The following is a 26,133-nucleotide window of genomic DNA, read 5'->3' as shown; positions in this document are numbered from 1 at the left end:
AAGAGAAGAGATTCCTCCTTCTCACTTCTCACTCCTCCCTTCTCACTCCTCTGCGAGTAGCCTGGAAACTCAAGATAGCATCTCTAGGCGGAGAGGTTTTGATTCCCTTCTGCCCTGTCTAGCCATCCACATCCTCGTAGAGCCGCACGGCTGGGGCTTCCTCTCCGTCTTTCCTTATTTCAAGGGCTACCGCAGCGGCGTAGCCACCGGCAACCCGAAGGGGTAGGGTTACCCAGCAAGAGTCCCCGTCCAAAGCTCTGGAGCCGGCCAGACCCCTGCCTGTTCCCTTCAGGAGCGCCTCCTTTTGTGTCCACATTTGAAAGAAAAGGGCATCCCGCTCTGGAGCTGGACAGCTGGCCAAACGGCCCTGCTCAGCAGCCGAAAAATAGCGTTGGGCGATGCGCTGCCAGCGGAGCACAGGTCGAACCCATTCCAGATCCACTCCAATGCGGTATTGCCATCTCAGGCCGATCAGGACGCGCTCGTGGGAGTGGCTGAGGTTAAACTGCAGCGGCAGGGGTGGATCCCGCCAGTAGGGTTTGCCGGTAGAACTGTGGTCGAGGGGGATCCCCTGGGGCGGAATGCCGCTGTAGCGGCTAAGCAAGCTCCGCAACCCAAGACGACCGGCCAGAAAGCGGCGCCGATCTGCCGGCAGTTGTAAACGCTCTGCCCGCCGACATTCTTCAGGGGAAAGAAGGCCGAGCTGGGGGAGCAACTTCTCCAACGGGGGGACTGTCTGCAGCCAAAGATGCACCTCTGACTTTCCCGACAACGGCTGCAGGGATCCCCCTGTGGCGACTGCTACCTCGCTGAAGTTGGATCCAGACAACTCTGAAAACTGAGGATAGGGTAACATGGCCTTGAATTGGTGGGGTTGGCAACACCACCCAGACAGTACACCCTTTCCTGTACGCGCTCGCGAGGCCTGGTCTGACCTGATGCCCTCCTTCCACTATCCCCCCCGTCCTGACCGTGTCCGCGCAGCTCGTCAGCAGGCTATTCGTCAGGGGATCCTCTGGCTGTTGTTGGGGTTCACGGCTGTGTTGGCGGGTTCTGCCGGTGCCCTCTTGGCCGTGATGTTGCCCCGTCAGGTGATCCCAACTTCCCTCACTCCTGCAGAACAAGAAGCCTTCCGTCCCGATGCCTTACGGGCTGCGGCTCTGGATCGCTCGTTGCATATCCTCATTCTCGGCACGGACAACCCGGATCCCACCCTGCCCTTGCCCACAGAGCGAGATCGCTTCCACACCCGCAGCGACACCATTCTCTTGGCCCGCTTTGATCCCCAGGCGCGGCGGATTACCGTTTTGTCCATCCCCCGCGACACTCGTGTGCGCTTGCCCGGCTTTGGCGTGACCAAGATCAATGCTGCCAACTTGGCAGGGGGCCCGGCGCTGGCGGCCCAGGTGGTCAGCCACTTGATGGGTGGGATCCCGATTGACCGCTACATTCGCCTCAATACCGATGCTCTGGAAGAGCTGATCGACGCGGTGGGCGGCGTGGAAATCTACGTGCCGGAACCGATGCAGTACGCAGATCACACCCAGCAGTTGTTCATCCACCTGGAGCCCGGCTGGCAACGCCTCAATGGAGAACAAGCCCACCACTTTGCCCGCTTTCGCCGCGATCACCTGGGATTGGGGGATATCGGTCGGGTGCAACGGCAACAGGAATTGCTGCGGGCCCTGAGCCGGGAACTGCTCTCTCCTGCCGTCTGGCCGCGGATCCCAAAGATTTTGCAGGTTATCCGCACCAACCTCGATACCAACCTCACCTGGGAAGAGGTTCTGAGCTTGGCCAAGTTTGTCCTCACCTCTGGGGGCGATCGCATCGACCTGGTGCTGTTGCCGGGCCGCTTCAGCCAGCCGGGAGAATTTTCCACCAGCTACTGGCTGCCGGATCCAGCCGGGATCCGACGGGTGGCCGTCTCCCACTTTGGCCTGGAGGCAGAGGTAGCCCGCATTCCTCCACACCGCCTGCGCATAGCCGTGCAAAACGCGACCGGAGAGCCCGGGATGGCCCGCCGTATGGTGCAAGAATTGGTGAGACAAGGATACGCCCATGCTTTTGCCGTGGAAGACAGCACTCAGGTGCTGCAGCAAACGGAGATCCTCGCCCAGAGCGGGGATCGGGAGGGGGCTAAACAGATCCGCGCCGCCATTGGCCTGGGAGAAGTGCGGGTAGAATCTACTGGCGTTCTCAACTCCGATGTCACCATTCGAGTCGGCCAAGATTGGGCTCAACAGTTGGCTTTGGATGAAGCACTCCGCGCCGCTGACGCCAACGGCCAAACCCAAGCTCCGCCCGGAGCCGCTCAGCTCTAGAGAGCCGGTTCGGTTGCGAGTACGGATTTCCGAAAAAGAGCCTGCTTGTCGGGGACTTTTCGGTCTCTGTAGATTAGCACTGAGCTTGTTTGAGTGCTGAGCCACCTATGACCGTGCTGGAACAGGGATCCATCACCATCCACACCGAGAACATCTTTCCCATCATCAAGCAGTCTCTCTACTCGGATCGAGAGATCTTCTTGCGGGAGCTGATCTCCAATGCTGCTGATGCCATCACCAAGCTGAAGATGGCCAGCCTTGCCGGCGAAGTGGCAGATCTCCCAGAGCCGGAGATTACGATTGCCCTCAACAAGGAGGCCAAGACCTTAGCGGTGGCCGATAACGGCATTGGCATGACTGCCGAGGAAGTGAAAAAATACATCAACCAGGTGGCTTTTTCCAGCGCTGAAGAGTTCATTCAAAAGTACAAGGGCAAAGACGCAGAGCAAGCAATCATTGGCCACTTTGGTCTAGGATTCTACTCCTCTTTTATGGTGTCGCAGCGAGTGGAGATCGACACCCTCTCCTATCGGCCCGGCAGCACGCCGGTGAAGTGGGCTTGTGACGGCACCACTACTTTTACCCTCTCCGATTCTGAGCGCTCCAGCATCGGCACCACCGTTACCCTTTACATCACCCCCGAAAACGAAGAATACCTGGAGCCAAGCCGCATTCGGGAATTGGTTCGTAAATACTGCGATTTCATCCCCGTTCCCATCAAATTAAACGGGGAAGTGATCAACAAGCAAAAGCCCCTGTGGAGAACTTCACCTTCCGAACTCAAAGATGAGGATTACCTAGAGTTTTATCGCTACCTCTATCCCTTTCAAGAGGATCCCCACTTCTGGGTGCACATCAACACCGACTATCCCTTCATCGTGCAAGGGATCCTCTATTTTCCCAAGTTGCGCCCGGATATTGATCCCACCAAGGGTCAAGTCAAGCTGTTCTGCAATCAAGTCTTTGTCCAAGATAACTGTGAGGAAGTTATCCCCAAGTTCCTCCTACCTCTGCGGGGGGCCATCGACAGCCCGGATATTCCCCTCAACGTCTCTCGCAGCTTCTTGCAAAATGACCGCACCGTAAGGCGCATTGGGGATCACGTTGCCAAAAAGGTGGCGGATCGTCTCAATGAACTGTACAGGGAAGATTACGAAAAATACGTCAAGGTCTGGCCCGACATCAGCCTCTTTATGAAGTTTGGGGCGATGAACAACGACAAGTTCTTTGCCCAGATTAAGGATATTCTCATTTTCCGAGTGGCCGGATCCCCTGCCGATAAACCCGAATATGTGACCCTGAAAGCGTACCTGGAGCGCACCCGCGATAGGCAAAACAAGCGAGTTTACTACGCCACCGATGAGGCTGGCCAGAGTGCCTACATCGATCTCCACCGCTCTCAAGGACTGGAAGTGATCATGCTGGATAGCTGGATCGACAGCCACTTCAGCAGCTTTTTGGAGCGGGAATACAAAGAAGAAGGGATCCAATTTAAGCGGGTAGATTCTGAGCTGGATGAAACGCTGGTAGATAAAGACAAAGCCGCCGAAATTGTGGATCCGGTCACGCAAAAAACCCGCAGCCAAAAGTTGGTCGATCTCTTTCGGCAGGCCCTGGGCAAAGACAAGTTGCAGATCAAAGCAGAAGCTCTTAAATCAGAGTCGGTTCCGGCCATGATCTTGCTACCGGAGACGCTGCGGCGCCTGCAGGAGCTCAACGCCGTCATCCAGCAAAAGCCGCTGGAGTTTCTGGAAGAGCACACCCTGGTTCTGAACACGGCCCATCCCCTTATCCAAAACCTGCAGTCTCTTGCCGATCAGGGTCGGGATCCCGACTTGGTTCACCTCATCTGCAATCACATCTACGATCTGGCTTTGATTACCCAGAAAAGCTTTGATCCAGCAGCCGCGCGGGCCTTTGTGCAGCGCTCCAACGAAGTGCTGACTCGGCTCACCCGCCCTCAATAGGCAGCGCTGTCCAGGGTAGACTGCAGGGCTTCCGCTCCACCGGGCAGAGACGGACGGGATCCGGCCCCGTTGCCGCTGTGGCCGTAGCTGCCTTGGAGCACGGGGGCAACTTGGCGCATCAGCGTCGCCATCTCCAGGGCACTCATGGCGTATTCCCAACCTTTGTTGCTCTTGACCCCGGCCCGCTCCAGAGCCTGCTGCAGGGTATCGGCGGTGATGATCCCGAAAATAACCGGCACGCCGGTACGAAATCCTGCCGCCGCAATGCCCTTGGAGACCTCCGCTGCCACATAGTCGAAGTGGGGAGTTTGCCCGCGAATCACTGCCCCCAGACAGATGATGGCGTCATAACGGCGAGATTGGGCCAGTTGGTGGGCCAGCAAAGGCACCTCAAAACTGCCGGGCACCCAGTAGTAGTCCACTTGCTTGCTCTCCGGGCCGACATCCACACCATGCCGCTTCAGCGCGTCCTGGCACCCTTCTAACAATTTGCCGGTGATTAGGTCGTTAAACCGACCGATGACAATGGCCAGACGCAGATCCTCCGTCTGAACAAAATTGCCCTCGTAAACTGCCATCTACGCTGCTCCAGATCTACCCAAGAGAAGAACAAGCGGGCCGACACGGCAAAACCACGCTTTCCCATCCTAATTCACTGAGGGAGCCACGGCGCAGACGCCCCGGCCTTCATGCCCAGAGGTACTGCTCGAAACGATGGCTTGCTGGCCCTCTTGGCATTCAACTTCCACCCCGCCTTGGCAACCATCTGGGCTGACTCAAAAGCGGGAAGGAACATCAACGGGTAATTGTTGGCCAGGGGAGAATTTTCCCATTGCTGCGCAACCCTGGGCGAATACAAATGGCGGTGTTTGTCTTCCTGGCCGTTTCTTTTGATAAAGATCTATTTTTGTGCGGAAAGACACACCTCTACCTGAGGCCAAGACCTAGCTTGGGTACATGACACAGCCGCTTTCTGAAATTGCCCGCGCCCAAGGGATCAACTACTTTCTGCTCTCTTTTACCGACCTGCTTGGGATCCAACGGGCCAAGCTGGTGCCTGCCTCAGTTATCGACTTCATGGCAGAGGGTCAGGCTGGATTTGCCGGGTTTGCCGCCTGGTTGGACTTGACGCCTGCAGACCCCGATGTGTTTGCCCAGCCGGAGCGCGAGCGCTTGTTTCAACTGCCCTGGCAGCCGGAAGTGGCCTGGATGCCTGCCGATCTAATTCAGGTCAACGGGGATCCCTTGCCACAAACCCCCCGCTGGGTATTGAAGAAGGTGTTGTCCCAAGCAGAAGCCATGGGCTTTCAAGTCAAGACGGGGATCGAATGCGAGTTCATGCTTCTGTCGCCCGAAGAGTGGGCCATTTCCGATGAGCGCGACCAGCAGGCCAAGCCCTGCTATGACCAGCAAAGTTTGATGCGGCGTTTTTCGGTGATCCGGGACATCTGCGATGGCATGCAGAAGCTGGGCTGGGATCCCTATCAAAACGATCACGAGGATGCCAACGGCCAGTTTGAGATGAACTGGCGGTTTGACGACGCCCTGCTCACTGCTGACCGCCACGCCTTTTTCAAATACATGGTGAAAAGCATTGCCGAAAAGCATGGCTACCGGGCCACCTTTATGCCCAAACCCTTTGCTCATCTGACAGGCAACGGCTGCCACACCCATATTTCTCTTTGGCAAGGCGAACAAAACCTGTTTGCCGATCCTCAAGGGGAATTGGGGCTTTCTCAACTGGTCTATCACTTCATCGGCGGGGTGCTGCACCATGCGCCTGCTTTGTGTGCCCTCACCAACCCAACGGTCAATTCTTATCGTCGCCTCAATGCCCCTGTCACCCTCTCTGGGGCCACCTGGTCTCCCAACACGATCAGCTACAGCGGCAATAATCGCACCCACGCCATTCGGATCCCGGATGCCGGGCGGTTTGAACTGCGTTTGGCCGATGCTGCCGCCAATCCCTATCTTTTGGCTGCCGGTCTCATTGCCGCCGGCCTGGACGGGATCCAACACCAACGGGATCCTGGCCCCCGCTGTGACAACAACGCCTACACCGATCCCCTCCCCAATGCCCAAACGTTGCCCGGCTCTTTGGTCGAAGCCCTCAACCATTTAGACCAAAACACCCTGTTCCGTAGCAGGCTTGGGGATCCCTTTGTGAATGCCTACCTCAAGCTCAAACGCCAACAGTGGCAGGAATACAACCGTCAGATCACGCCCTGGGAGCGGGAAACAACCTTGGATTGCTAGCCCGGTAGTTGTTGTTATCTCATTACACCTTGAGAGAGGGCTTCCAACTGGCCTGGAGTGACCCTAAACCTGGGCCAACTGGTGTTGAGCTGCCTGCCGCATCACCTCTACTGGCACAGGCTTGCCTCCCAGCCAAAGCGATAGAGCCTTGGCCCCCTGGTGAACCAGCATCTCTAGTCCACTGATGGGGGTATGTCCCAACTCGGCGGCCATCCGCAGCAGAGGAGTGGGATCCGGCACATAGATCAGGTCGTAGACGATGGCACCTGGAGACAGCAGGCACAGTTGCTCTCGGCTCAGGGGGGAAAGCCCTTGACCGGCGGGGGATCCCGGCTTGTGCATACCCACAGGGGTGGTGTTGACCAAAAGCCGCGTCTGAGGTAGATAGCAATCCAACTCCGCCCAGTTCACCGTCTCCACCTGCGGCCAAGTCTGTCGCAAGGCCAGCAATGAGTTGGGGGATCGCCCCGCCACCCGCACCGGCCCCAGCCCCAACTCCAAACAGCCTTGGATGGCCGCCCGCGCTGCCCCCCCGGATCCCAGAATGAGGGTGGGGATCCCTTTTTCCAGACCCAGCAAAGGCTGCACAAAGCCATCGATATCGGTATTGGTGCCCGCCCACCCGCCCTCTGGCAAGGGGTAAACCGTATTCACCGCCCCCACCGCTGCTGCCCGCGATTCAATCTGATCGAGCAAAGGGAGAATGGCCTGTTTGTGAGGAATCGTCACATTAAACCCCCGCACCCCAATGGCCGCCAGCCCTGCCACCGCCGCCGCCAAGTGTTTTGGAGCCACCGGAAACGGCACATAGCAATAGTTTTCCCCCATAGCCGCCAAAGCAGCATTGTGCATGGCTGGGGATAAGCTGTGGGCCACCGGATCCCCAACCAGACCAAGCAATTGGGTGCTTCCCGAAATCCGACCGTCCACCGGCTCAGCCAACTCCTCAAGGGATCCCTTAAGCCACTCAAGATTTAAAGACGATTTAAAAACTACTGAGACTCCGACTCAACCCGCTGCAGAGTCTGCCGGTAGCGATGGCGCCAGTCGGCCAACGATTCTTCCGAAATGTGGTCGATCAAGGTGCTCATCTCCGCCAGGATCTGATAAACGCGGTCAAAGCTTTTTCGGGTTCGCTCTTCCTGTTCCGGTTGACGCGCCTGCACCATGTACAAGCTCATCTTGATGGTTTGCAGGCGGTTTTTGCCCAAATCTTCCAGCATTTCCCGAATCTGTCGGATTGCCTCCTGCCTTACCCATCTTTGTCGCCGTCGCAACAGCCAAAAGAGGATCCCGTGGACGACCCCTACCAAAGTGGCGCTGACCGCCGTTGCCGTTTCTAGCGAAAAAGCGCTGCGGCTGGCCACAAAACCACTTAGCAGAATCACCCCTATTCCTACCGCCGTCAAGATGAGCTCAATGTTGTTTAGGAACCATCTTCCTGCTGGTCTCCAGATCCCAGATCCGGCCACTTGACCCTGAAGAATGCCCATCATAGCCTTTTGCACCTCCCTTCCGTCTCTCCCGTTCGCTCAGCCCATCACTACCTGCTCAGCCGCCCCAAGGCCAGGCGCGGTCTTCTACGGCTCAGTTGACGCTTCAGACAAAGCTGCCGGAGTTTTCGCCGCCGCAAGCGGAAGGGTCTATGGGCCAGGGATCCCGCTGTGGTTGACTCCAGTGCAGGAGCCTGCATCTTTCGACTCAGCTCTTGATGGTGTTGGCGGAGATCCTCAATCTGCCTGAGGCGAGTCTCCAGCTCTCGGCGCAGTTCGGCGTTTTCTTTTTCCAGACGCTGCAGGCGTTTCAGCAGCTCTGAGGACTCCGTTCCGCTGACGCGGTCGGAAACTGGGATGGGATGGGGAGCAGTCACCACCGAGCTGTGCACATTCCTGCTATCTCGCATAGCCTGGGCAGCCCGACGCAACAGAGCCACCCCCTTGGGGTCATCGCTGTCCATGAGGCTGGCCGCTCCAAACTGGAGCTGTACCGGCAGCGCCCGTCCATTCACCACAAAGGGATCCTGAATCATCCGCTGACAGCAGCGTTCGGCAGCAATTTGCGCAGCAGCCAAGGTGCTCCCGGAGAGCAGAATGATAAACTGCCCCTCGTCGTAGCAAAACAGGTCGTCTCCATCGCGCAGGTTATTGGCCAAACGCTCCCTAAACAGTTTGAGCAGATCAGCCCGACCGTCAGCATCCAGCCCTTGTGCCAGAGAACCGAGGTTGGCCAAGCGCAGCACAAACAAGCTGAGGGGTTCCGATTGGGCACGGGCCTGGGCCACCCGCAGCGGCAAACGAGCCACCAAATCCTGACGGTTACCCACCTCCAAACCAATCGACTTGGGGGGAGAGGGAGGAGATTTTTGCCCAGTTTTGAGCAGATATTGCTGGCGGCGACTTTCTACAATGCGCAGCCCTGCCCGCACCCGCGTCAGCAGCTCTGCAGCCTGAAAGGGTTTGGAAAGAAACTCATCGGCGCCTGCCTCCAAAGCCCGCTCCATGCTATCGTTGCCCTCGCGGGCAGTCATAATGATGTAGTACACCCAAGCATATTCCGGCAGTTGCCGCAGTTGACGGCACAGGTCTAGGCCGTTCAGGGAGGGCATGACCCAATCGGCAATGATCAGATCTGGGGGTTGGCGGCGAATTTGCTCCAGCGCGGAGAGGCCATCCAAAGCATAAGAAATACTGCAGCCCTGCTTGCCCAAAAAGTTGGACAGCATCTCTGCCACCATGTAGCTATCATCCACAATCAGTACACGGGCTTGCAGACTGCCGTCTTGACTTCTGCCAGAGACGAGTTTCGCCTTCTCAGGCGCAGGAGCTGCACTAGCGCTCTCCGGTCTGGGATCCATAGACAAACTGAGGCAGGATGGCGAGAAAATCCGGGAAAGCAAACTACCCGCAACTTTCCATCGTTATTCTAATGCGGTAGCAAACAGCAGCCGCTTCAACTTTGCCGAGTTGGTTAGATGGATTGAATCACTCTTGAATCACTGAGACTTCGCTCGTCCAGAGCCGCTGTCTGTTGCTGCCCAAGGCTTGCTCTGACCAGAAGCCCTTTGGCGGGAGAGCTGAAATCTATGTGGTGAACATTTGTGAATTATTCGAGGCAGCAAAGCAGAGGCTCAGTAACGGAGCTCGAGGGTGACTTGGGCGCGCACGGTTTGCTGTCCCCCCTCCACCGGTGTGGATGCTGTTTCTAGACGGGCATAGTCGGCGCGGGCAAAGGGGATCGGCGGCGGGATCATGTAGCCATCGCTCTGAATCTGGATGCGCTCGACGGAACGGATGCTCAGGTTCAAGGCCCCCAGCACATCCTGGGCTTGACGTTGGGCATCTTGCACGGCTTGGGTTAGGGCGCGGCTGCGCGCCTCCAACAGGGTGGCTTCATCGGCCCGGAAACTGACCGATTCCACCTGGGTGGCTCCGGCGGCCACAGCTTCGTCCAGCACTTGCCCAGCTCTGGCCACAGGCACCTCGAATTGCAGACTGTTTTGCCCCTGTACACCCGTTAGGCGAGGTTGGCCATCCCGATAGTCGTATTGCGGGTAGAGGGAAATGCCGGTGGTTTGTAGAGCGCCTACTTGCAGCTCCTTGAGGCGATTGACCAGCCGCTCTGAGCGTTCTGCCACCTGTTGTTGTACCGATTGCGCCGTCTCCCCCTGGATCACCACCCCCAAGCGAATGAGGGCAATGGAGTTCTCTACGGAGACCGATCCCTGTCCTGTAACCGTCAACATTCGGGATCCCTCACCAGGACTGGCCATCGCTCCACCTCCGGCGATTATGTTCCAACCCAACAGTGCCACCGCCAGTACCAGGCCCAGCCACGCCACCCCCTTCAGCTTTTTCCACCCCTTGATCCCGTTCATCGCTTTCCCTTTCCATGGTTCAATCCCAGCCTACTCCCACCGCTCCTCAGCCTGATCCGACAAAAGCCCCAGCCACCAGTTCCCTAACCTCACCCAGCCGGTGCGTTCTTGCCCCCACGGATCCCGTATCCGCACGTGGAACACCCGTTGATACTTGGAAGTGCTCCCGGAAAAAGGCCCCAGCCGCCAGTACCGTGCCTCCTGGCTCAAAATGGAGTAGCCATGCTTTGCCGCCCACCGCTGCAGCAGCTCTTGGCTGCGTCTTTGTTCCCAGACAAAAATTCCCATGAAAAGGGCAACAGCAACCGCTACCCATACTAGGGTCAATGCCAGCTCAGACATGGGGGTAGACAGCAAGGCTACTGCCCATCCTATGTGAGTTGCTCCAATGCTGGGATCCCCGGCTGCAAAAGTTAACCTTCGCCGCTTACCCGCTCTTAGACCCTAGGTAGAGGGATCCCTGCTTCAACCCATCAGGCCGTATGATCGAGGCAGGGTGGTCAAAACTTAATTTGTTCTCAATTTGTTAAGGTCTCTTTAAGAATGGCCGAATCGAAACTGCGACAACTGCTGCGCGATCTGGATGTTGAGCTGCAAAAAACCCCTGGCCTGGATGAAAAGCAGCGACAGCACATTGCCGCCATTCGCCAGGAAGTGGAGGCGGTGCTGGCCGATCTGGGATCCCCGACCGAGAGCAAACCGAGCCAAGGCCCCAGGGATCGCATCGGAGAGGCGCTGGGCCTGTTCGAGACCTCGCATCCCAACCTTACCCTGATCCTGGAGCAGGTGATCGACACGCTGGCAGGAATGGGTTTGTAGGTTCAGGGTCCGTAAAAGGGCTCACCAGAAAGCTCCCTTGCTTGCTAGCCTTGGTAATGCGTTGAAAGCTCCTGCTCTATGACCAGCACTCTCCACTCCACTTCGTTTAACACCGCCCGCTCCAAACAGATTTTTGCCCGGGCACAAAGCCTCATGCCGGGGGGAGTGAGTTCTCCGGTGCGCGCCTTCAAGTCGGTGGGCGGGGATCCCGTCGTGTTCGACCGCGTCTCAGGGGCCTACGCCTGGGATGTGGACGGCAACCAATACATCGACTATATCGGCAGTTGGGGGCCTGCCATTGTCGGCCACGCTCACCCCGAGGTCATTGAGGCTCTGCGCCGAGCTTTGGAGAAAGGCACCAGCTTCGGCGCCCCTTGCGTTCTGGAAAATGAGCTGGCGGAGCGGGTCATTGAGGCGGTGCCCAGTGTGGAGATGGTGCGCTTTGTCAATTCCGGCACCGAAGCTTGCATGGCGGTGCTGCGCCTGATGCGGGCCTATACCGGTCGGGAAAAGGTGATCAAGTTTGAGGGCTGCTACCACGGCCATGCGGACATGTTCTTGGTGAAGGCCGGTTCGGGGGTGGCCACGCTGGGCTTGCCAGACTCGCCGGGGGTGCCCAAGGCAGCTACCAGCGCTACGCTGACGGCTCCCTACAACGACCTGGAGGCAGTCAAGGCCCTGTTTGAACAGCACCCTGACTCCATTGCCGGAGTCATCCTAGAGCCGGTGGTGGGCAATGCCGGCTTTATTCCCCCCCAGCCGGGCTTCTTGGAAGGCTTGCGAGATCTCACCCAAAAGTACGGGGCCCTGCTGGTATTTGACGAGGTGATGACCGGCTTTCGCATCAGCTATGGCGGTGTACAGGCCAAGTTTGGGGTCATCCCCGATTTAACGACCCTGGGCAAGGTCATCGGCGGCGGCCTGCCGGTGGGGGCCTATGGCGGTCGGCGAGAAATTATGGAGATGGTGGCTCCAGCGGGGCCGATGTATCAGGCAGGGACTCTTTCCGGCAACCCCCTGGCCATGACAGCAGGGATCCAGACACTGGACATTTTGCGCCGCCCGGGCACCTACGAGTATCTGGAGCGGATTACCGAGAAGTTGGCGACGGGGCTATTGCAGATCGCGCGGGAAACGGGGCATGAGATGTGCGGGGGCTATCTGCCCGGCATGTTTGGCTTCTTTTTTACTGCCGGCCCGGTGCGCAACTACGAAGAGGCCAAGACTTCCGATCTGCAGAAATTTGCCCGCTTCCATCGCGGCATGTTGGAGCGGGGAGTCTATCTGGCGCCCTCGCAATTTGAGGCCGGCTTCACCTCCCTGGCCCACACAGAGGCCGATGTGGAGAAAACTCTAGCCGCCGCGCGAGAGGTGTTGAGCACCCTCTGAGTCTGCAATTCACCCTCTTTCGAGCCGGGATCCCTGCTATGGCCGAGCATATCCATCGCAACTGGAGCATCACCACCCAAGCTACAGAGAAGGGGTTTATCTTTCGCTGCCGGCTGCTCCAGCAAGATGGCTCTTGCGAGTCGGAGATTGGCACCAAAGCCTACGGCTACTTTCAAAACGAGGCCGAAGCTATTCTGGCGGGCATGGTCTGGATCGACCGGCAGCAACTGCCGGATCACCTGGACGGCCTACTGTTCGACAACGAAGAGCCGGAGAATTAGACAGGGGCTTCTTCCCGCACCAACCGTTCCCAACCCAAGCCTTTGAGGGCAGCATTGCGCCGCAGCGGTCGGGTCACCAGCTCCAGCAGAGCCTGGGTGTTGCCGAAGCCGTGGATCTGGGCGAAGGTGAACTCCACCGACCACTTGGTGGTTATCCCCCGTGCCTCTAGGGGGTTGGCGTGGGCCATACCTGTGATCACCAGATCCGGCTGCAGGGCCTTGATGCGCTGGATTTGGTTGTAGTTATCCGGCTTTTCTACGATGGTGGGCTTGGGCACTCCCATCTCTTCGCAGGTGCGCTCCAAGAGGGCCAGCTCAGCCGCTTGGTAGCGTTTGTCCATGTAAGGGATCCCAATTTCCTGCACCGTCATGCCACAGCGCACCAGGAAACGGGCCAGCGAGATCTCCAGCAGGTTATCGCCCATGAAGAAAACGCTCTTGCCCCGCAGCAGCTCCCGATAATCCCGAACCTGGGGATGGTTCCACACTTCCGCTTCCCGCTCTGCCAAGCCTTGAGTTGGGATCCCCAATTCGCGGGCAATGGCTTCTATCCAGGCGCGGGTGCCATCCGGCCCGATGGGAAAAGGAGCGGTGATGAGCTTAGCCTTTTTGCGGCGTACCAGCGTGGTGGCTGTGCGGCTGAGGAAAGGATTCACCCCCACCACATAGGTGCCCGGCTCGATGGCCGGCAGCTCTCCATAGCGTTTGGCCGGCAACCAGCCGGAGACGCGGATCCCGTGTTTTTTCAGCTCCAGGGTGAGTTGGGTAACCACCGGATCGGGCACCGAGCCGAAGATCACCAAGGGAGGATGCTTGTGGAAGCCTTCCTCCTCTTTCTTTGTTCCAGAGCGGAGCCCGTAAAAAAGCGCCTGGAGACCCCCGCGGGTTTCCTGCTCCTCTGCCCGCACCTGCTCTGGGCAGCGTTGAGCCATCGAGGCCAAAACCGTATCTTCCCCTTGGGTAAAGGCGTAGTCGAGGCCATTGGCCCGGGCCACCACAATCGGGATCCCAATCTCCCCCTCCAGCTTCTGGGCTAGGCCCTCCAGATCCATTTTGATGATCTCGGTGGTGCAGGTGCCGATCCAGACAATCACGCTGGGATTGCGATCTCGTTGAATTTGCAGGCACAGCCGCTTCAGCTCCTCATAGTCGTTGAGCTTGGCGCTAATATCCCCCTCTTCCAGCTCGGCCATGGCATAGCGGGGCTCGGCAAAGATCATCACCCCCATGGCGTTTTGCAGAAAGTAGCCACAGGTTTTGGTGCCGATGACCAAAAAGAAGCTGTCTTCAATTTTTTGATAAAGCCAGGCTACACAGCTAATCGGGCAAAAGGTATGGTAGTTGCCGGTTTCGCACTGGAAGTTAAGGGCGTTGGCACTATCCAAAGCAGCATTCATGCTCGTCTCCTAACAACATATAAAGAGGGGAACATTTCGGGCTAAAGGGCCGCCAACTGGGGCACACCCACCAATTTTTCGCTGAGATCCCAAAGCAGTTTGGCCTTGGCATCGTCCGCCGCCTCGTCAGAGACTTCTTGGTTAAAGGGCTTGGCATTCTTGCGTTGCCGGTTGCCCCAGCTCCAGTAGAACCCCGACCGACGAAACTCGGGATCGGCCACCACTTGGGCCACCCGCTCTCCGGCCAATTCCTGAGAAACAAATCCGCCCGTGATGTTTTTTTGAAACCAGGGGAAAAGTTTTTGAAACAGGGGATAGTGATGGCGGAACAGAGCCGTGGTGGCTACACACCCCGGATAGAGAGAGAGGAACGTGATGCCTGTGCTCTCGTGGAAGCGGCGGTGCAGCTCGCGCATGGTGAGGATATTGCAGACTTTGCTGTCTTTGTAGGCTTTCACCGGATCGAATTTGCCGCCATCGGCCATGCTGATGGGATCCTTGAAGCCCTGGGCAAACCCCCGCAGATCCCCCAGGTGGGGTTGGGGTGGAATCTTACCCCCCAGCTCTTTGGGATTGTGGGTAACCGTGCCCAAGATCACCAGCCGCCGATCTGGATAGGTGGAGCGTTTCAGATCCTCCAGCATCAAGTGGCAGAGCAAGAAATGCCCCAGATGGTTGGTGGCCATGGTCAGCTCATATCCTTCCGGGCTGCGCAGGGGCTGCTTGAGCAGGGGCATGTAGATGGCGGCATTGCAGACCAAGGCGTCCAAGGAACGGCCCCAGTTGCGGAACTGCTCGACAAACCGCCGCACGCTGGCCAAGCTGGCCAGATCGATCTGCATCAGGGTATAGCTGCCCTGGGGGATCCCCACTTGTTGGGCCACCCGGTAGGCTTTGTCCAGATCCCGACAGGCCATCACCACGTGCCAGCCGCGCTTGGCCAAGGCCAAAGCTGAGTATAGGCCAACACCCGAGGAAGCTCCGGTAATCACGACGGTGGGTTGCTCTTGTCCTTGCATATCCAACTCCTGTGCCATTTCCTTCCCAAAGCGAGATCCCTACAGGATCCATCTTGGGGGGGAAAGCGGATCGGACAACAAATTGATAAGGTTTGCGACAGTCTTCCGAAACAGTGGCTTCATTTTTGGACACACTGCCCCCGCTGGCAGGGGATCCGTCACACCAGGGCCAGTTGACGGGCTGGAGTGTTGTAAAAGTCGGAGAGCAAAGCAAACAGCTCCCGATCTTCGGCAGGTTGGGGCACGATCCCTTCCGGGCGGGCCAGCAGCTCATCGGCGATGTTCAGGTAGTACTGGCAGACAGGCTCCAGGCTGGGATCGGTTTCCGCCATCTCGAAGAGGGTTTTGCCCTTGACCCGCGAGACGCGAATATCTTCAATGAGGGGAAGCACCTCGATAACCGGCATGGGAACTGCCGAGACGTATTTGTCAATCAGATCCCGCTTACTGGTGCGATTGCCGATCAGCCCGGCCAACCGCAGCTTGCGGGTTTTGGCCTTTTCTCGCACCGAGGCAGCAATCCGATTGGCGGCAAACAGGGCATCAAAGCCGTTGTCGGTTACGATCAGGCAGTAGTCGGCGTAGTTGAGGGGAGCCGCAAAACCGCCGCACACCACATCCCCCAGCACATCGAAGAGGATGACATCGTACTCATCGAAGGCGTTCAGCTCCTTCAGGAGTTTGACGGTTTCCCCCACCACATAGCCGCCACAGCCGGCCCCTGCCGGGGGCCCACCCGCTTCCACGCAGTCCACGCCGCCGTAGCCGCGGTAGATCACATCTTCTGGGTAGATGTCTTCGTGGTGATAGCCCTTGGCTTCCAGGGTGTCGATGATGGTGGGGATGAGAAAGCCGGTCAGGGTGAAGGTGCTGTCGTGCTTGGGATCACAGCCAATCTGCAAGACCTTTTTGCCCCGCCTGGCCAAGGCCACCGAGATGTTGCAACTGGTGGTGGATTTGCCGATCCCACCTTTTCCGTAAACCGCCAATTTCACAGCGCGTTCCTCCATGGGGCAGACAAGGGACATTATCGGCAGCCAACCCGCTCCCTGAGAACTGTTGCGAAGGATAAAGGTGGATCCCTCAAAAAGCTAGAAGTTCCCAGATCTTGCAAATGGTTCTAAGAAAGTTCCCAGGGCTTCTCAAGTCGATTTTTGATGTTTTTCCCGATTTTAGTTTTAGATATACTTTCATCAGTGATCAAAAGAAAACAATTCTAGATGACAATTCACCCAAATCGGGAAGGATTCAGCTATGCCATGGCGCTGATCCCGTCCTCTTGGCTTGGCGCTGAGGCAGGGCTGAGTCGAGAAAGAATCAAGAATGATCTCAATTCTCCGGGGAAGGTGGGGAGAACCCTTCGCTCTCAGGGATCGAAGGCAAAAGTAACTCGCACCGCTCCTGCAGAATCCACCTCGATACGGCGCAGGAATTCCCGCAGGTAGGCACGCCGTTCGGTCTCGCTGAGGTCTTGCCAGAAGGGCGGGATGGAGAGGGTTTGGATGGTCTGGGTGAGGTTGGCGGGGGGGAGTTGCTCCAGCTTTTGGGCCAAGCGGGCCGTCTCTGCTCGCAACTGGTAGCGACGCTGGGCCAGGGAGGCCTCGTCCATTAGTCCAGATTGCTGCAGCTCTTCCAATTGCCGCAGCCGCTCGGCGTTGGCCTGGATTTGGGCTTGCAGCTCTTGGCGGACTTGGGTGAGGGCTTGTCGATCCAGCGTCTGGGCGCGTTGGGGCAGTTGTTCGCACACCTGCCGGATCACCTCCTGCAGGACTTCGGTGTAGGGGAGGCTGTAGCGACAGGTTTGGCAGCGCAGATAGAGGTAGGGGGATCCGTTCTTTTTCCCCTTGCGAGGGGTGGTTTGCACAATGCGCAGAAGGCTGCCACAAGCGCAGCAATGAACCAGGCCGGCCAAAGCGCGGGGAGCACTGGCGCTGCGACGCGGGATCCCTTGGTTGCGTTTGAGCCAGCGATCGATCTGGGCGGCTTCCGTGCGGCTGAGAAGGGCCGGGTGAGTGTCCCGCAGGGTGGTGCCGTCGGCATAGGCCAGATCCCCGCGGTATACCGGGTTGAGCAGCCAGTTGCGTCCGGTGGCCACAGAAATCCGCTTGTGGTGTTTTTCCTCCAAGAAGCGCACCGCCTGCCGCAGGGATCCGTAGAGGAGAAAGTGCTGGAAAAAATCCTGAACGATGCTGGCCTGCCGGCGATCCAGCACGTAGCGTTCCCCTTCGCGGCGGTAGCCAAAGGGGGCAGGGCCAGGGGGGGGTTTGCCCGCCAGGCGGTTTTGGGCTTGGCTGCAGCAGAGGCGGCGGCTTTGCAACTGATGGGGGATCTCGGCCAGCAGCGGGATCCAATCGGCAGCCTTGGTGGGGGTTTGCAGGCCGGATTCGGTGACCAAGCTGAGGCGGATCCCGGAGTGTTGGATTTGCAGCAGCCGCTCGTGGATTTCATCCGCCCGATCCCCCAGATCCGACAGGCGCAAGAGCAGCACTTCCTGCACCCAGCCGGCTGTGATGCGCCGGAACAGCTCCTCCAGATAGGTTCGGGATCCCCAATCGTGCAGGATGGGATCGGCCCCTCGCAACTTGAGCCAGGCCAACTCCTGTTCCGGCAAAGGGGCATGGGAAGGCGTGTAGAGGTAGCCGCAAACGCTCATGGACAAGCCATTCAACTATTGTCACCGCCGCTGCGCCAGAACGGAATCAAGCACCTGGCGAATGTTGCCCTGGGCCTGTTGCAAGTGCTGACGAGCTTCCTGAGCAGAGCACCCCATCAAGGCCACAAGGATCGCGGTTTTCACCTCTCCATCACAAGCCTGCAGCAATTGGGCAGCCGTAGTGGGATCCAGATCGCAGGCCAAAGCCACTATTCGCTCCGCCCGTTGCTTGAGCTTGGCATTGCTGGCCTGGAGATCCACCATCAGGTTGCCATAAGTCTTGCCCAAGCGGATCATCACCCCGGTGGAGATCGTGTTCAACACCAGCTTTTGGGCTGTGCCGGCTTTCATACGGGTGGATCCGAGGATTACCTCCGGCCCCACCAAAGGGGCAATAGCAATATCCACCTGCTCGGTTAGAGGAGAAGGGTGATTGCAGGCCAGGCCAATCGTGAGCGCCCCAATACTTCTGGCGGCTTGGATCCCACCCAGCACATAGGGGGTACGACCGCTGGCGGCAATTCCCACCACACTATCTTGAGCTTGGAGGTGGAGACTCTCCAGAGCGCGGGCAGCCGCTTCCGCGTCATCCTCTGCGCCTTCTACCGCCTGGGTCAGGGCCCTTTCCCCCCCGGCAATCAAAGCCACTACCTGGGTGGGGGAAGTGCCAAAAGTGGGCGGGCACTCAGCCGCATCCAGCACCCCCAGCCGACCTGAGGTTCCTGCCCCGATATAGATCAGCCGCCCGCCGCGACTCATCCGCTCGGCAATGGCATCGATGGCTTGGGCAATCGGCTCTGCTTGAGCAGCCACCGCTTCCGGCACCCGCCGATCCTCAGCGTTGATCCGTTTCACCAGTTCCCAGGTGCTGAGACGGTCGATCTCGGCTGTGGCCGGGTTGGGGCTTTCGGTCAGGGATCCGGGATCCCAAGCCAATTGTGGAGAAACCATGGCAGCGCTTGTCCAGGCAAGAGGGATCCGCCTTCAGGGATCCTACACTTTGTCTTCTCGGATTCTATCGGTGGCAGGGGGCTCTCCTGAGGGAGCAGTGGAGGGAAAAACTGCGCCAACAGCACCACAACAAGGGCAAGGAGCACCAAGCCGGCCCCCTTCGCCAACGTCCATTCAACCAAAACCTCTGCCAGCGGAAACGCAGCGCGGCCATTCTCCAAAGATGCCCCCATCACAAGCGGCGACCAGCCCAAATACGCCTCAGTCGGCAGCCCAACCGGTGAATTGACGAAGGCGAGCGCCGCCCAGTGGCGGTACTCTAGAAGGTGTTCTAAGGACTCCGTCCCGCTACTGCGATGAGTAAGTCCATGCAAGCGATGGCAAGGACTCCGTCCCGCTACCGCGACCAGCCTGCCCTGCGCATCTTGATCGTGCGCCATGGTGAGAGCACCTTCAACCTGGAAAATCGCATCCAAGGCCGCTCCGATCTCTCCCGGCTCACCCCCACTGGAGAAGTGCAGGCGCAGCGTGTAGCCGAGGCCCTGGCCGGGATCCCGTTGGATTGCGCCTATTGCAGCCCCCTGTCTCGCGCCCTCGAGACAGCTCGCATCCTTTTGAAAGACCGAGAAGGGATCCCTCTGCACGTTACCGATCAACTGCGGGAGATCGACCTGACGGCCTGGGAAGGGCTGACCTTTGCCGAGGTGCAGGAGAAATACCCCGAAGATTACCACCTGTGGCGGCACCATCCCGACACCCTGGAGCTAGAGGGCCGCTTTCCGGTGCGGGATCTCTGGCAGCAGGCGCAGGGGTTTTGGGAAATGCTGGCTTTCCATCTGCAATCGGCTTCGGGCCCCTGGAACCATGGAGCGGATCCCTCCCCAAGGCAGCCCCTCAATATCCTCATCGTGGGCCACAGCGGCATCAATCGCGCCCTGGTCAGCACCGCCATCGGCCTGGGGCCACACCACTATCACCGCCTTGGGCAGGATAACTGCGCCATCAGCGTTCTCAATTTTCCCGAGGGCCTGCAGGGGCCACCACAACTGGAATCTCTGAACATCACCGCTCACCTCGGCCAAGCCCTGCCCAAGCGCAAGCAGGGGATGCGCATCTTGCTGGTGCGGCATGGGGAAACCCAATGGAACCGAGAGCGCCGTTTTCAGGGGCAGCGGGATATCCCCCTCAATGCCACCGGGGAGGAACAGGCAGCCAAGGTGGCAGAATTTTTGGCCACTCAACCTCTGCAACTGGCCTTCTCCAGCCCCCTGAAGCGCCCTTGGGCCACAGCCGATGCCATCTGCAGCAACCACAGCAACCTCATTTTGCGCCCAATGCCCGACTTGCAGGAGATCTGCCACGGGGACTGGGAGGGCAAGCTGCAAAGCGAAGTCGAAGCCGAATACCCCGGCGAGCTGGAGCGCTGGCAACGGGATCCCGCCAGTGTGCAAATGCCCAATGGGGAAAACCTTCACCAGGTGTGGGAGCGCACTCGCTCCGCTTGGCAGGAGCTTTTGGCCATCACCGCAGCCCAGTTTCCTCAGGGCACGGCGGTTGTTGTTGCCCACGATGCCATCAACAAGGCGATCATCTGTCAGTTGTTCGACCTTTCCCCCCAAGCCTTTTGGATCTTCAAGCAGGGGAATGGCGCCATTACGGTGATCGACTATCCAGAAGGCAAGGAGGGTGCCCCGGTTTTGAAGGTGTTGAACCTCACCACCCATCTGTCCGGCCAGATCCTGGACTGCACCACTGCCGGAGCTTTGTGAAGATGGGATCCTCTCCTCTCCGCAAGCTGACCGGTCGCGTTAGCGGGACGGAGTCCTTACCAGATGTGTGTCTCCAGAGAGTGCGCCTATTGGATCCCTTGCGCCAGCGGGATGAAGTAACCGATGTGTGGTTGCAAGAGGGTCGCCTGCGGGCCACCGAGCCAGCAGGGATCCCTGCCGATATCCCCACCATCAATGGCTCAGGTTGGGTGGTGGGGCCGGGTTTGCTGGATCTGTATGCCCACAGCGGCGAGATGGTTGGCAGCGGTCGCGTAAGCGGTGCGGAGCACTTTCTGGCCCACAGTCGGGAAACCCTGACCTCTTTGGCTGCAGCGGCTTTGGCGGGAGGCTTTACCCAGGTGGGGCTTCTGCCCACCCCCCTTCCTGGAACCGGCCTATTTCCGGTGCTGGATCACCCGGAACACCTGAACCGCTACCCCCGCCAACGTGGGGATCCCCGCTGGCTGCCCTGGGCTGCCCTGAGCGTGGGTGGCCAGGGAGAAACTCCAACCCCCTGGGGAGAACTGGCGCAAGCGGGAGCAGTTGGTTTTGCAGAAGTTCAGCCGCTGCGCTCCCTGGCTTTGGTGCGGCGGGCTCTGGAGTATTTGCGGCCGGGGAAGAAACCCCTGCTGCTCTGGGCCTGGGATCCCACCTTGGCCGGGCAAGGTAGCCTCTACGAAGGGATCTGGGCGCTGCGCCTGGGGCTGAAAGGGATCCCTGCCAGTGCCGAAACTGCCGCTCTGGCCCGTCTCTTGGAGGTGATCAGGAGCGTTCCTTCCCCTCCGCCTGTGCATATTATGCGCCTGAGCCAAGCCCGCAGCCTGGAGCTGATCCAACAGGCCCAAGCCGAAGGACTGCCGGTTACCGCCAGTGCCACTTGGATGCACCTGATCTTGTCCGAAGAGGCCGTCCTTGAGCATCGCTACGATCCCCACCTTCGTCTCCTGCCCCCTCTTCCCAGCGCCGGCGACCGGGAGGCTCTGATCGCCGGGATCCGTTCCGGCAGCCTGGGGATCGCGACGGATCACCACCCCTACACCCATGAAGAGAAAACCCTGCCCTTTGCCGATGCCCCGCCGGGGGCGATGGGCCTGGAGCTGGCTCTGCCGCTGCTGTGGCAACATTTGGTGGCAACGGGATCCCTGACAGCGCTGCAACTGTGGTCTGCCCTTAGCCTGTACCCGGCCCGCTGCCTAAACCTAGATCCGCCCACCCTTACCCCCCACAGCGACTGGGTGCTGTTTGATCCCACCCACCCTTGGACGGTTTCTGCGGCCACCCTCCACTCCCGATCGCCAGCGACTCCCTGGCTGGAGAAAACCCTGTGCGGCAAGGTGTTGCACACCCATGTCGAGGGGATCCCATCCCGCAGCTCTGCCCCTTGATCCCGAAGAAGGCCGACAAGACCTGTCCGGAGAAAGAGCCAATTCAAAGAGGGGGATCCCTTCCCGCCAGCGGGACGGGGTCCCGAATTCAAAACTCCCCGGCCAGAGCGGCTACGCAACGCTCACACAGCTCTGGATGCTCGGCAAATTCCCCCACACGGGTGGAATAGTTCCAGCAGCGCACGCACTTTTGGCCGTCAGCCGGAAAAACAGAGATCTGCAAGCCTTGACCTGAGGTTTTCTCCAGTTCCACCTGTGAGGTGATGAACAAGTAGCGCAACTCGGCAGCCCGCTCCTGCAAAAGAGCGTATAGGCTGGGATCCGCTACCTTCAGGATTACCTTGGCCTCGGTGGAAGCGCCGATGGGCTTAAAGGACTCCGTCCCGCTAACGCGACCGGTACGGGCTTGCTCCAGAGCCTTGTTCACCTCTTGGCGCACCTCTCGCAGCTGCTCCCAAATGGCCGCCAACTGGGGATCCCGCCAGTGCTCCGGCAGCTTCATCCACCCCCCCTCAAACACCGAACGGGTGGGCTTGGGATAGGGCAGATGGCTCCAAATCTCTTCGGCCAGGTGGGAGAGAACGGGGGCGATGGCCTTGGCCAAGTTCTCCAGCAACAGGGAGAGCACCGTTTGACATTGGCGCCGCCGTAGACTTTGGGCATGGCTGATGTAGAGGCGATCCTTGCCAATATCCAGGTAAAAGTTGGAGAGATCCACCACACAAAAGTTCTGAATCGCCTGGAAAAAGCGGTAGAACTGATAGCTGGCAAAAGATTCGCCGATCTCGGATCCTACCTCGTGCAGGCGGTGCAAAATGTAGCGGTCTAGCTCCGTCAAGGCTGCAAAAGGAACGGCATCCTGAGTTGGATTGAAGTCGTAGAGGTTGCTCAGCAAAAAGCGAGCTGTGTTGCGGATTTTGCGATATACATCCGCCATTTGCCCAAGAATGGTCTTACCCAGCGGCACATCCCCGGAGTAGTCCACACTGGAGACCCATAGGCGCAGCACATCTGCCCCATAGGCGGGATCCGTCTGGGGATCTTTGCCGCCGTTGATTAACACCAGCGGATCGATGACATTCCCCAGGGACTTGCTCATTTTCTGGCCCTTCTCGTCCAGCACAAACCCATGGGTGAGCACCGCCTTGTAGGGGGCATGGCCGTTGACGGCCACGGAGGTGAGCAAACTGGATTGGAACCAGCCTCGGTGTTGGTCGGAGCCTTCCAAATACAGATCCACCGGGTAGCCCAACCCCTGCGCCTTGGCCACTGCCGCCCAGGAAGAGCCGGAGTCAAACCAGACATCCATGGTGTCCATCCCTTTGCGGTAGGTGCGGCCATTGTGGCGGTACTTCTCCGGCAGCAACTCCTCCACCGGGCGCTTCCACCAGGCGTCGGATCCCTCTTGGGCGAAGATGGCCTTGATGTGGTCGAGGGTCTCGGCGGTGAGCAGAACCTCGCCGGTTTCTTCGTCGTAAAAGACGGGGATGGGCACGCCCCAAGCCCGCTGGCGGGAAATACACCAATCCGAGCGCTCCGACACCATAGCAGTGATGCGGTTCTCCCCGATGGCCGGGATCCATTTCACGGTTTTAATGGCCTGCAGGGCCAGCTCCCGGAAGCCAGCTACAGACGCAAACCACTGCTCGGTGGCCCGGAAAATCGTTGGCTCTTTCGTGCGCCAGTCGTAGGGATATTTGTGGTTGTAGGGCTCTTCCTTGAGCAAAGCCCCCGCAGCCTGCAGAGCCTGGATGACAGCAGCATTGCCGCTGGTCTCCGGCTTCTTGGAGAGCACATCCAACCCGACGAACTGGGATCCGGCCTCGGCGGTAAATCTCCCCTGATCGTCCACAGGGCTGAGAATGGGCAGACCGTACTTTTGGCCGGTTTTAAAGTCATCTTCCCCATGCCCCGGAGCTGTGTGCACAATGCCGGTGCCGGACTCGGTGGTGACATAGTCCCCCAGCACGCAGAGGCTGGCGCGGTCAAAGAGGGGGTGCCGTCCTTGACTGTATTCCAGGGCGGATCCCGGCAGGGTGGCCTTGATCTCCAGAGGCGTCTCCAGAACCTTCTCCAGCCGCTCCCGCAGATCGGCAGCGATCAACAGCAGGCCGAAGCGGGGAGACTCCACCACTGCATAGGTGAGCTTGGGGTTAAAGCAGAGAGCCAGGTTGGCCGGGATCGTCCAAGGGGTGGTGGTCCAGATGGCTGCCCGCAGGCCCGGCATGAAAGGCTCCAAAACCGGCTGCGCCGCCGGGCTGAGGCTCTGCAGGGGAAAGGCCACGTAGATGCTGGGGGAGATGTGGTTGTCGGGGTACTCCAGCTCGGCTTCCGCCAGAGCCGTCTGGGAGCTGGGGCTCCAGTGGACGGGTTTGAGGCCGCGGTAGATGTAGCCCTTGAGGGCCATTTGTCCAAACACCTCAATTTGTGCGGCTTCGTACTCCGGCGACAGCGTCAGGTAGGGCCGATCCCAGGATCCCCATACCCCCAGGCGCTGAAAACTGGCCCGCTGCACATCAACGTAGTGCAGGGCGTACTCCTTGGCTTTTTGTCGCAGCTGCAGAGGGGTGAGGTTTTCCCGCTCCTGCGGGGTGAGGCTTTGCAACACTTTCAGTTCGATGGGCAGGCCGTGGCAATCCCAGCCGGGCACGTAGCGCACCTTGCGCCCCTGCAGGATGTGGTACTTGTTGACGATATCCTTGAGGATCTTGTTGAGGGTGGTGCCCATGTGGATATCGCCATTGGCGTAGGGCGGTCCATCGTGCAGGACAAAGGGATCCCCAGGATTGTGGTCGGCAAGGCGCTGGTAGATTTGCTCTTCCTGCCAAAAGGCTTGAATGGCGGGTTCTCTCTTGGCGGCCTCTGCCCGCATGGGAAACTGAGTTTGGGGCAGGTTGAGGGTACTTTTGTAGTCCACGGCAACTCGAGCCAACTAGAGGGCGTCCTTCTATCCTACGCTGTTGCCTTATCCTCAGCAGTCCATCCCTCACCCCTCTTGTGGGACAGGGGATCCGAAGCCCACGGTCACCCAGAGCGCCTGGAGCTCTCAAACGGCTCCAACAAACCACCGCATGAACTCCCTGATCGAGAAAACAAGAAAAGATTTGTGCTAGTCTCAGGGTGTCGTTTAGTAAGGGAGGTTCCTGCGGATGCCAGATAGTAGTAGTTGTAAGGGTCGTCAAGTTGGGTTCAGCCGGCTGTGCGCCGGGGCTGTTCTCTAACGGTCTGAACTTAGATCCTTCAGTCTGCTGAAGAGTCTTCGCGTTCTGGCTCGCTTGGAGTTCCTCCCGGCAGTCAGGTTCCAGTTGAAGGCCCGCTAGACCGCTCTTTCCCTGACCGCCTGTTGTTGCCTTGGGGGTGGGAGAGAGCGGATAGTTTTGCAGATAGCTGTAGCGGGGCTTGGAATGGACGGGCGTGTAAACTACCCGGCTCCGACCGCTAAGCGGTACGGAGCGGGCTTTCAGTAGCCCTGAGCCTGCTCTGCTCTACCAGAGAACAAAACAGGCCCGAACCTCTAGGCTGGTTTACGGCAGCCCCCAAGAGCGCAATCACATTCGCACCATTCAAATCCGCATCCCCTTCCCATCCACAGTGCCCACACTTAAACTTCTTTCCACTGCGGTAGGATTGCGCAGGATCGGGATGGATGTGTAAACACTTGTGACAGGTCTGCGACGTGTAAGCAGGCGGCACAAGAACCAGAGAAACCCCTGCAACCCTTGCCTTGTATTCCAGAAATTGACGTAGTTGGTAGAACGCCCAACTGTTGGTCCTGCGCCGCTCGGCTTTGCTGCGGGGTTGTTGATTGACTCTTTTCCGGATCCCTGTCAGGTCTTCCAGGGCGATAGCGCTGTTTGTGGCTTTTGCCCTAGAGACAATAGCTTTGGAGATGCGATGATTGACCCACGCTTGAAAGCGCCTCTCCTTGCCAGACAGCCGTTGCAGCAGTTGACGGCATCTGCGCCGCGAACTGCGTGTGCCCTTACTGGCTTTGCGTTGGAGTACCGCCCTCAACCGGGAGTAGTGGTCTCGGACTCTGTTCAACTGCT

The 26,133-nt window shown here is 58.9% G+C and carries 22 protein-coding genes; 8 read left to right on the top strand and 14 right to left on the bottom strand.

Features of this window, described 5'->3' with window-relative positions:
- Positions 1 to 118: 118 nt before the first annotated feature.
- Positions 119 to 856 (bottom strand): 4'-phosphopantetheinyl transferase family protein, encoded by a 738-nt coding sequence (locus tag ACVWZG_RS05960; RefSeq protein ID WP_071818151.1) that lies wholly within the window; start codon positions 854 to 856, stop codon positions 119 to 121.
- On the opposite strand from ACVWZG_RS05960, the gene ACVWZG_RS05955 reads away from it, so the two are divergent.
- Entirely contained in the window at positions 855 to 2,324 is a 1,470-nt protein-coding gene (locus tag ACVWZG_RS05955) for an LCP family protein (protein ID WP_457405615.1), read from the top strand. The genes ACVWZG_RS05960 and ACVWZG_RS05955 overlap by 2 nt on opposite strands.
- Before the next feature lie 107 nt (positions 2,325 to 2,431).
- On the top strand, positions 2,432 to 4,291 hold the full coding sequence (gene htpG / locus ACVWZG_RS05950; RefSeq protein ID WP_457405612.1) for a molecular chaperone HtpG: 1,860 nt from the start codon (positions 2,432 to 2,434) through the stop codon (positions 4,289 to 4,291).
- On the opposite strand, the gene ribH is transcribed toward htpG, so the two are convergent.
- A complete protein-coding gene (gene ribH, locus ACVWZG_RS05945; protein WP_414330323.1) occupies positions 4,285 to 4,869 on the bottom strand; it encodes a 6,7-dimethyl-8-ribityllumazine synthase in 585 nt (194 codons plus the stop codon). The genes htpG and ribH overlap by 7 nt on opposite strands.
- A gap of 379 nt (positions 4,870 to 5,248) precedes the next feature.
- Here ribH and glnT point away from each other — a divergent pair, with 379 nt between their 5' ends.
- Positions 5,249 to 6,547 carry a type III glutamate--ammonia ligase gene (gene glnT / locus ACVWZG_RS05940; protein ID WP_457405608.1) on the top strand — a complete coding sequence of 433 codons (1,299 nt, stop codon included), beginning with the start codon at positions 5,249 to 5,251 and terminating at the stop codon, positions 6,545 to 6,547.
- 63 nt (positions 6,548 to 6,610) lie between these two features.
- Here glnT and ACVWZG_RS05935 read toward each other — a convergent pair whose 3' ends face one another.
- The 5 genes from ACVWZG_RS05935 to ACVWZG_RS05915 form a co-directional block, all read right to left on the bottom strand.
- On the bottom strand, positions 6,611 to 7,477 hold the full coding sequence (locus ACVWZG_RS05935) for a shikimate dehydrogenase (protein ID WP_457405777.1): 867 nt from the start codon (positions 7,475 to 7,477) through the stop codon (positions 6,611 to 6,613).
- A gap of 62 nt (positions 7,478 to 7,539) precedes the next feature.
- A complete protein-coding gene (locus tag ACVWZG_RS05930) occupies positions 7,540 to 8,043 on the bottom strand; it encodes a hypothetical protein (RefSeq protein WP_457405605.1) in 504 nt (167 codons plus the stop codon).
- Positions 8,044 to 8,090: 47 nt separating this feature from the next.
- Complete coding sequence (locus ACVWZG_RS05925) at positions 8,091 to 9,269, bottom strand: response regulator (RefSeq protein WP_457415297.1); 1,179 nt, start codon at positions 9,267 to 9,269, stop codon at positions 8,091 to 8,093.
- A gap of 405 nt (positions 9,270 to 9,674) precedes the next feature.
- Positions 9,675 to 10,421, bottom strand: coding sequence for an SIMPL domain-containing protein (locus tag ACVWZG_RS05920; RefSeq protein WP_457405599.1), 747 nt, complete (start codon positions 10,419 to 10,421; stop codon positions 9,675 to 9,677).
- A gap of 30 nt (positions 10,422 to 10,451) precedes the next feature.
- Entirely contained in the window at positions 10,452 to 10,763 is a 312-nt protein-coding gene (locus tag ACVWZG_RS05915) for a hypothetical protein (RefSeq protein WP_457405597.1), read from the bottom strand.
- A 201-nt stretch (positions 10,764 to 10,964) separates the two neighbouring features.
- On the opposite strand from ACVWZG_RS05915, the gene ACVWZG_RS05910 reads away from it, so the two are divergent.
- The 3 genes from ACVWZG_RS05910 (at position 10,965) to ACVWZG_RS05900 (ending at position 12,910) form a co-directional block, all read left to right on the top strand.
- Positions 10,965 to 11,240: a DUF4404 family protein gene (locus ACVWZG_RS05910; RefSeq protein WP_457405595.1), complete on the top strand. Its 276-nt coding sequence runs from the start codon at positions 10,965 to 10,967 to the stop codon at positions 11,238 to 11,240.
- 78 nt (positions 11,241 to 11,318) lie between these two features.
- The gene (gene hemL, locus ACVWZG_RS05905; protein ID WP_414399924.1) at positions 11,319 to 12,629 is read left to right on the top strand and encodes a glutamate-1-semialdehyde 2,1-aminomutase; all 1,311 of its coding nucleotides are present in this window, start codon (positions 11,319 to 11,321) and stop codon (positions 12,627 to 12,629) included.
- Positions 12,630 to 12,667: 38 nt separating this feature from the next.
- Complete coding sequence (locus ACVWZG_RS05900; protein WP_414406701.1) at positions 12,668 to 12,910, top strand: hypothetical protein; 243 nt, start codon at positions 12,668 to 12,670, stop codon at positions 12,908 to 12,910.
- On the opposite strand, the gene ACVWZG_RS05895 is transcribed toward ACVWZG_RS05900, so the two are convergent.
- From ACVWZG_RS05895 to murQ, 5 genes are all read right to left on the bottom strand, one after another.
- On the bottom strand, positions 12,907 to 14,307 hold the full coding sequence (locus tag ACVWZG_RS05895; protein ID WP_457405592.1) for a ferredoxin:protochlorophyllide reductase (ATP-dependent) subunit N: 1,401 nt from the start codon (positions 14,305 to 14,307) through the stop codon (positions 12,907 to 12,909). The genes ACVWZG_RS05900 and ACVWZG_RS05895 overlap by 4 nt on opposite strands.
- A 41-nt stretch (positions 14,308 to 14,348) precedes the next feature.
- Complete coding sequence (locus ACVWZG_RS05890; RefSeq protein ID WP_457384748.1) at positions 14,349 to 15,326, bottom strand: protochlorophyllide reductase; 978 nt, start codon at positions 15,324 to 15,326, stop codon at positions 14,349 to 14,351.
- A gap of 158 nt (positions 15,327 to 15,484) precedes the next feature.
- Complete coding sequence (gene bchL, locus ACVWZG_RS05885; protein WP_041437180.1) at positions 15,485 to 16,321, bottom strand: ferredoxin:protochlorophyllide reductase (ATP-dependent) iron-sulfur ATP-binding protein; 837 nt, start codon at positions 16,319 to 16,321, stop codon at positions 15,485 to 15,487.
- 371 nt (positions 16,322 to 16,692) lie between these two features.
- Positions 16,693 to 17,979 carry a recombinase family protein gene (locus ACVWZG_RS05880; protein ID WP_457405591.1) on the bottom strand — a complete coding sequence of 429 codons (1,287 nt, stop codon included), beginning with the start codon at positions 17,977 to 17,979 and terminating at the stop codon, positions 16,693 to 16,695.
- A 21-nt stretch (positions 17,980 to 18,000) separates the two neighbouring features.
- Positions 18,001 to 18,930, bottom strand: coding sequence for an N-acetylmuramic acid 6-phosphate etherase (murQ, locus tag ACVWZG_RS05875; RefSeq protein WP_457405590.1), 930 nt, complete (start codon positions 18,928 to 18,930; stop codon positions 18,001 to 18,003).
- A gap of 368 nt (positions 18,931 to 19,298) precedes the next feature.
- Between murQ and ACVWZG_RS05870 the strand changes: the two genes are divergently transcribed.
- On the top strand, positions 19,299 to 20,699 hold the full coding sequence (locus tag ACVWZG_RS05870; RefSeq protein WP_414373576.1) for a histidine phosphatase family protein: 1,401 nt from the start codon (positions 19,299 to 19,301) through the stop codon (positions 20,697 to 20,699).
- Positions 20,700 to 20,701: 2 nt separating this feature from the next.
- Positions 20,702 to 22,084, top strand: coding sequence for a dihydroorotase (locus ACVWZG_RS05865; RefSeq protein ID WP_457405589.1), 1,383 nt, complete (start codon positions 20,702 to 20,704; stop codon positions 22,082 to 22,084).
- 88 nt (positions 22,085 to 22,172) lie between these two features.
- Here ACVWZG_RS05865 and ileS read toward each other — a convergent pair whose 3' ends face one another.
- Together ileS and ACVWZG_RS05855 are read right to left on the bottom strand one after the other, a co-directional pair.
- Positions 22,173 to 25,016, bottom strand: coding sequence for an isoleucine--tRNA ligase (ileS, locus tag ACVWZG_RS05860; protein ID WP_457405587.1), 2,844 nt, complete (start codon positions 25,014 to 25,016; stop codon positions 22,173 to 22,175).
- 506 nt (positions 25,017 to 25,522) lie between these two features.
- The coding region (locus tag ACVWZG_RS05855; RefSeq protein WP_457405586.1) for an RNA-guided endonuclease InsQ/TnpB family protein at positions 25,523 to 26,133 on the bottom strand (611 nt) is incomplete at its 5' end.

The sequence above is a fragment of the Thermostichus sp. OS-CIW-33 genome (assembly GCF_054059615.1).
Note: the sequence above shows the minus strand (reverse complement) of the source record. Positions and strands in the feature narration are given on the sequence as shown.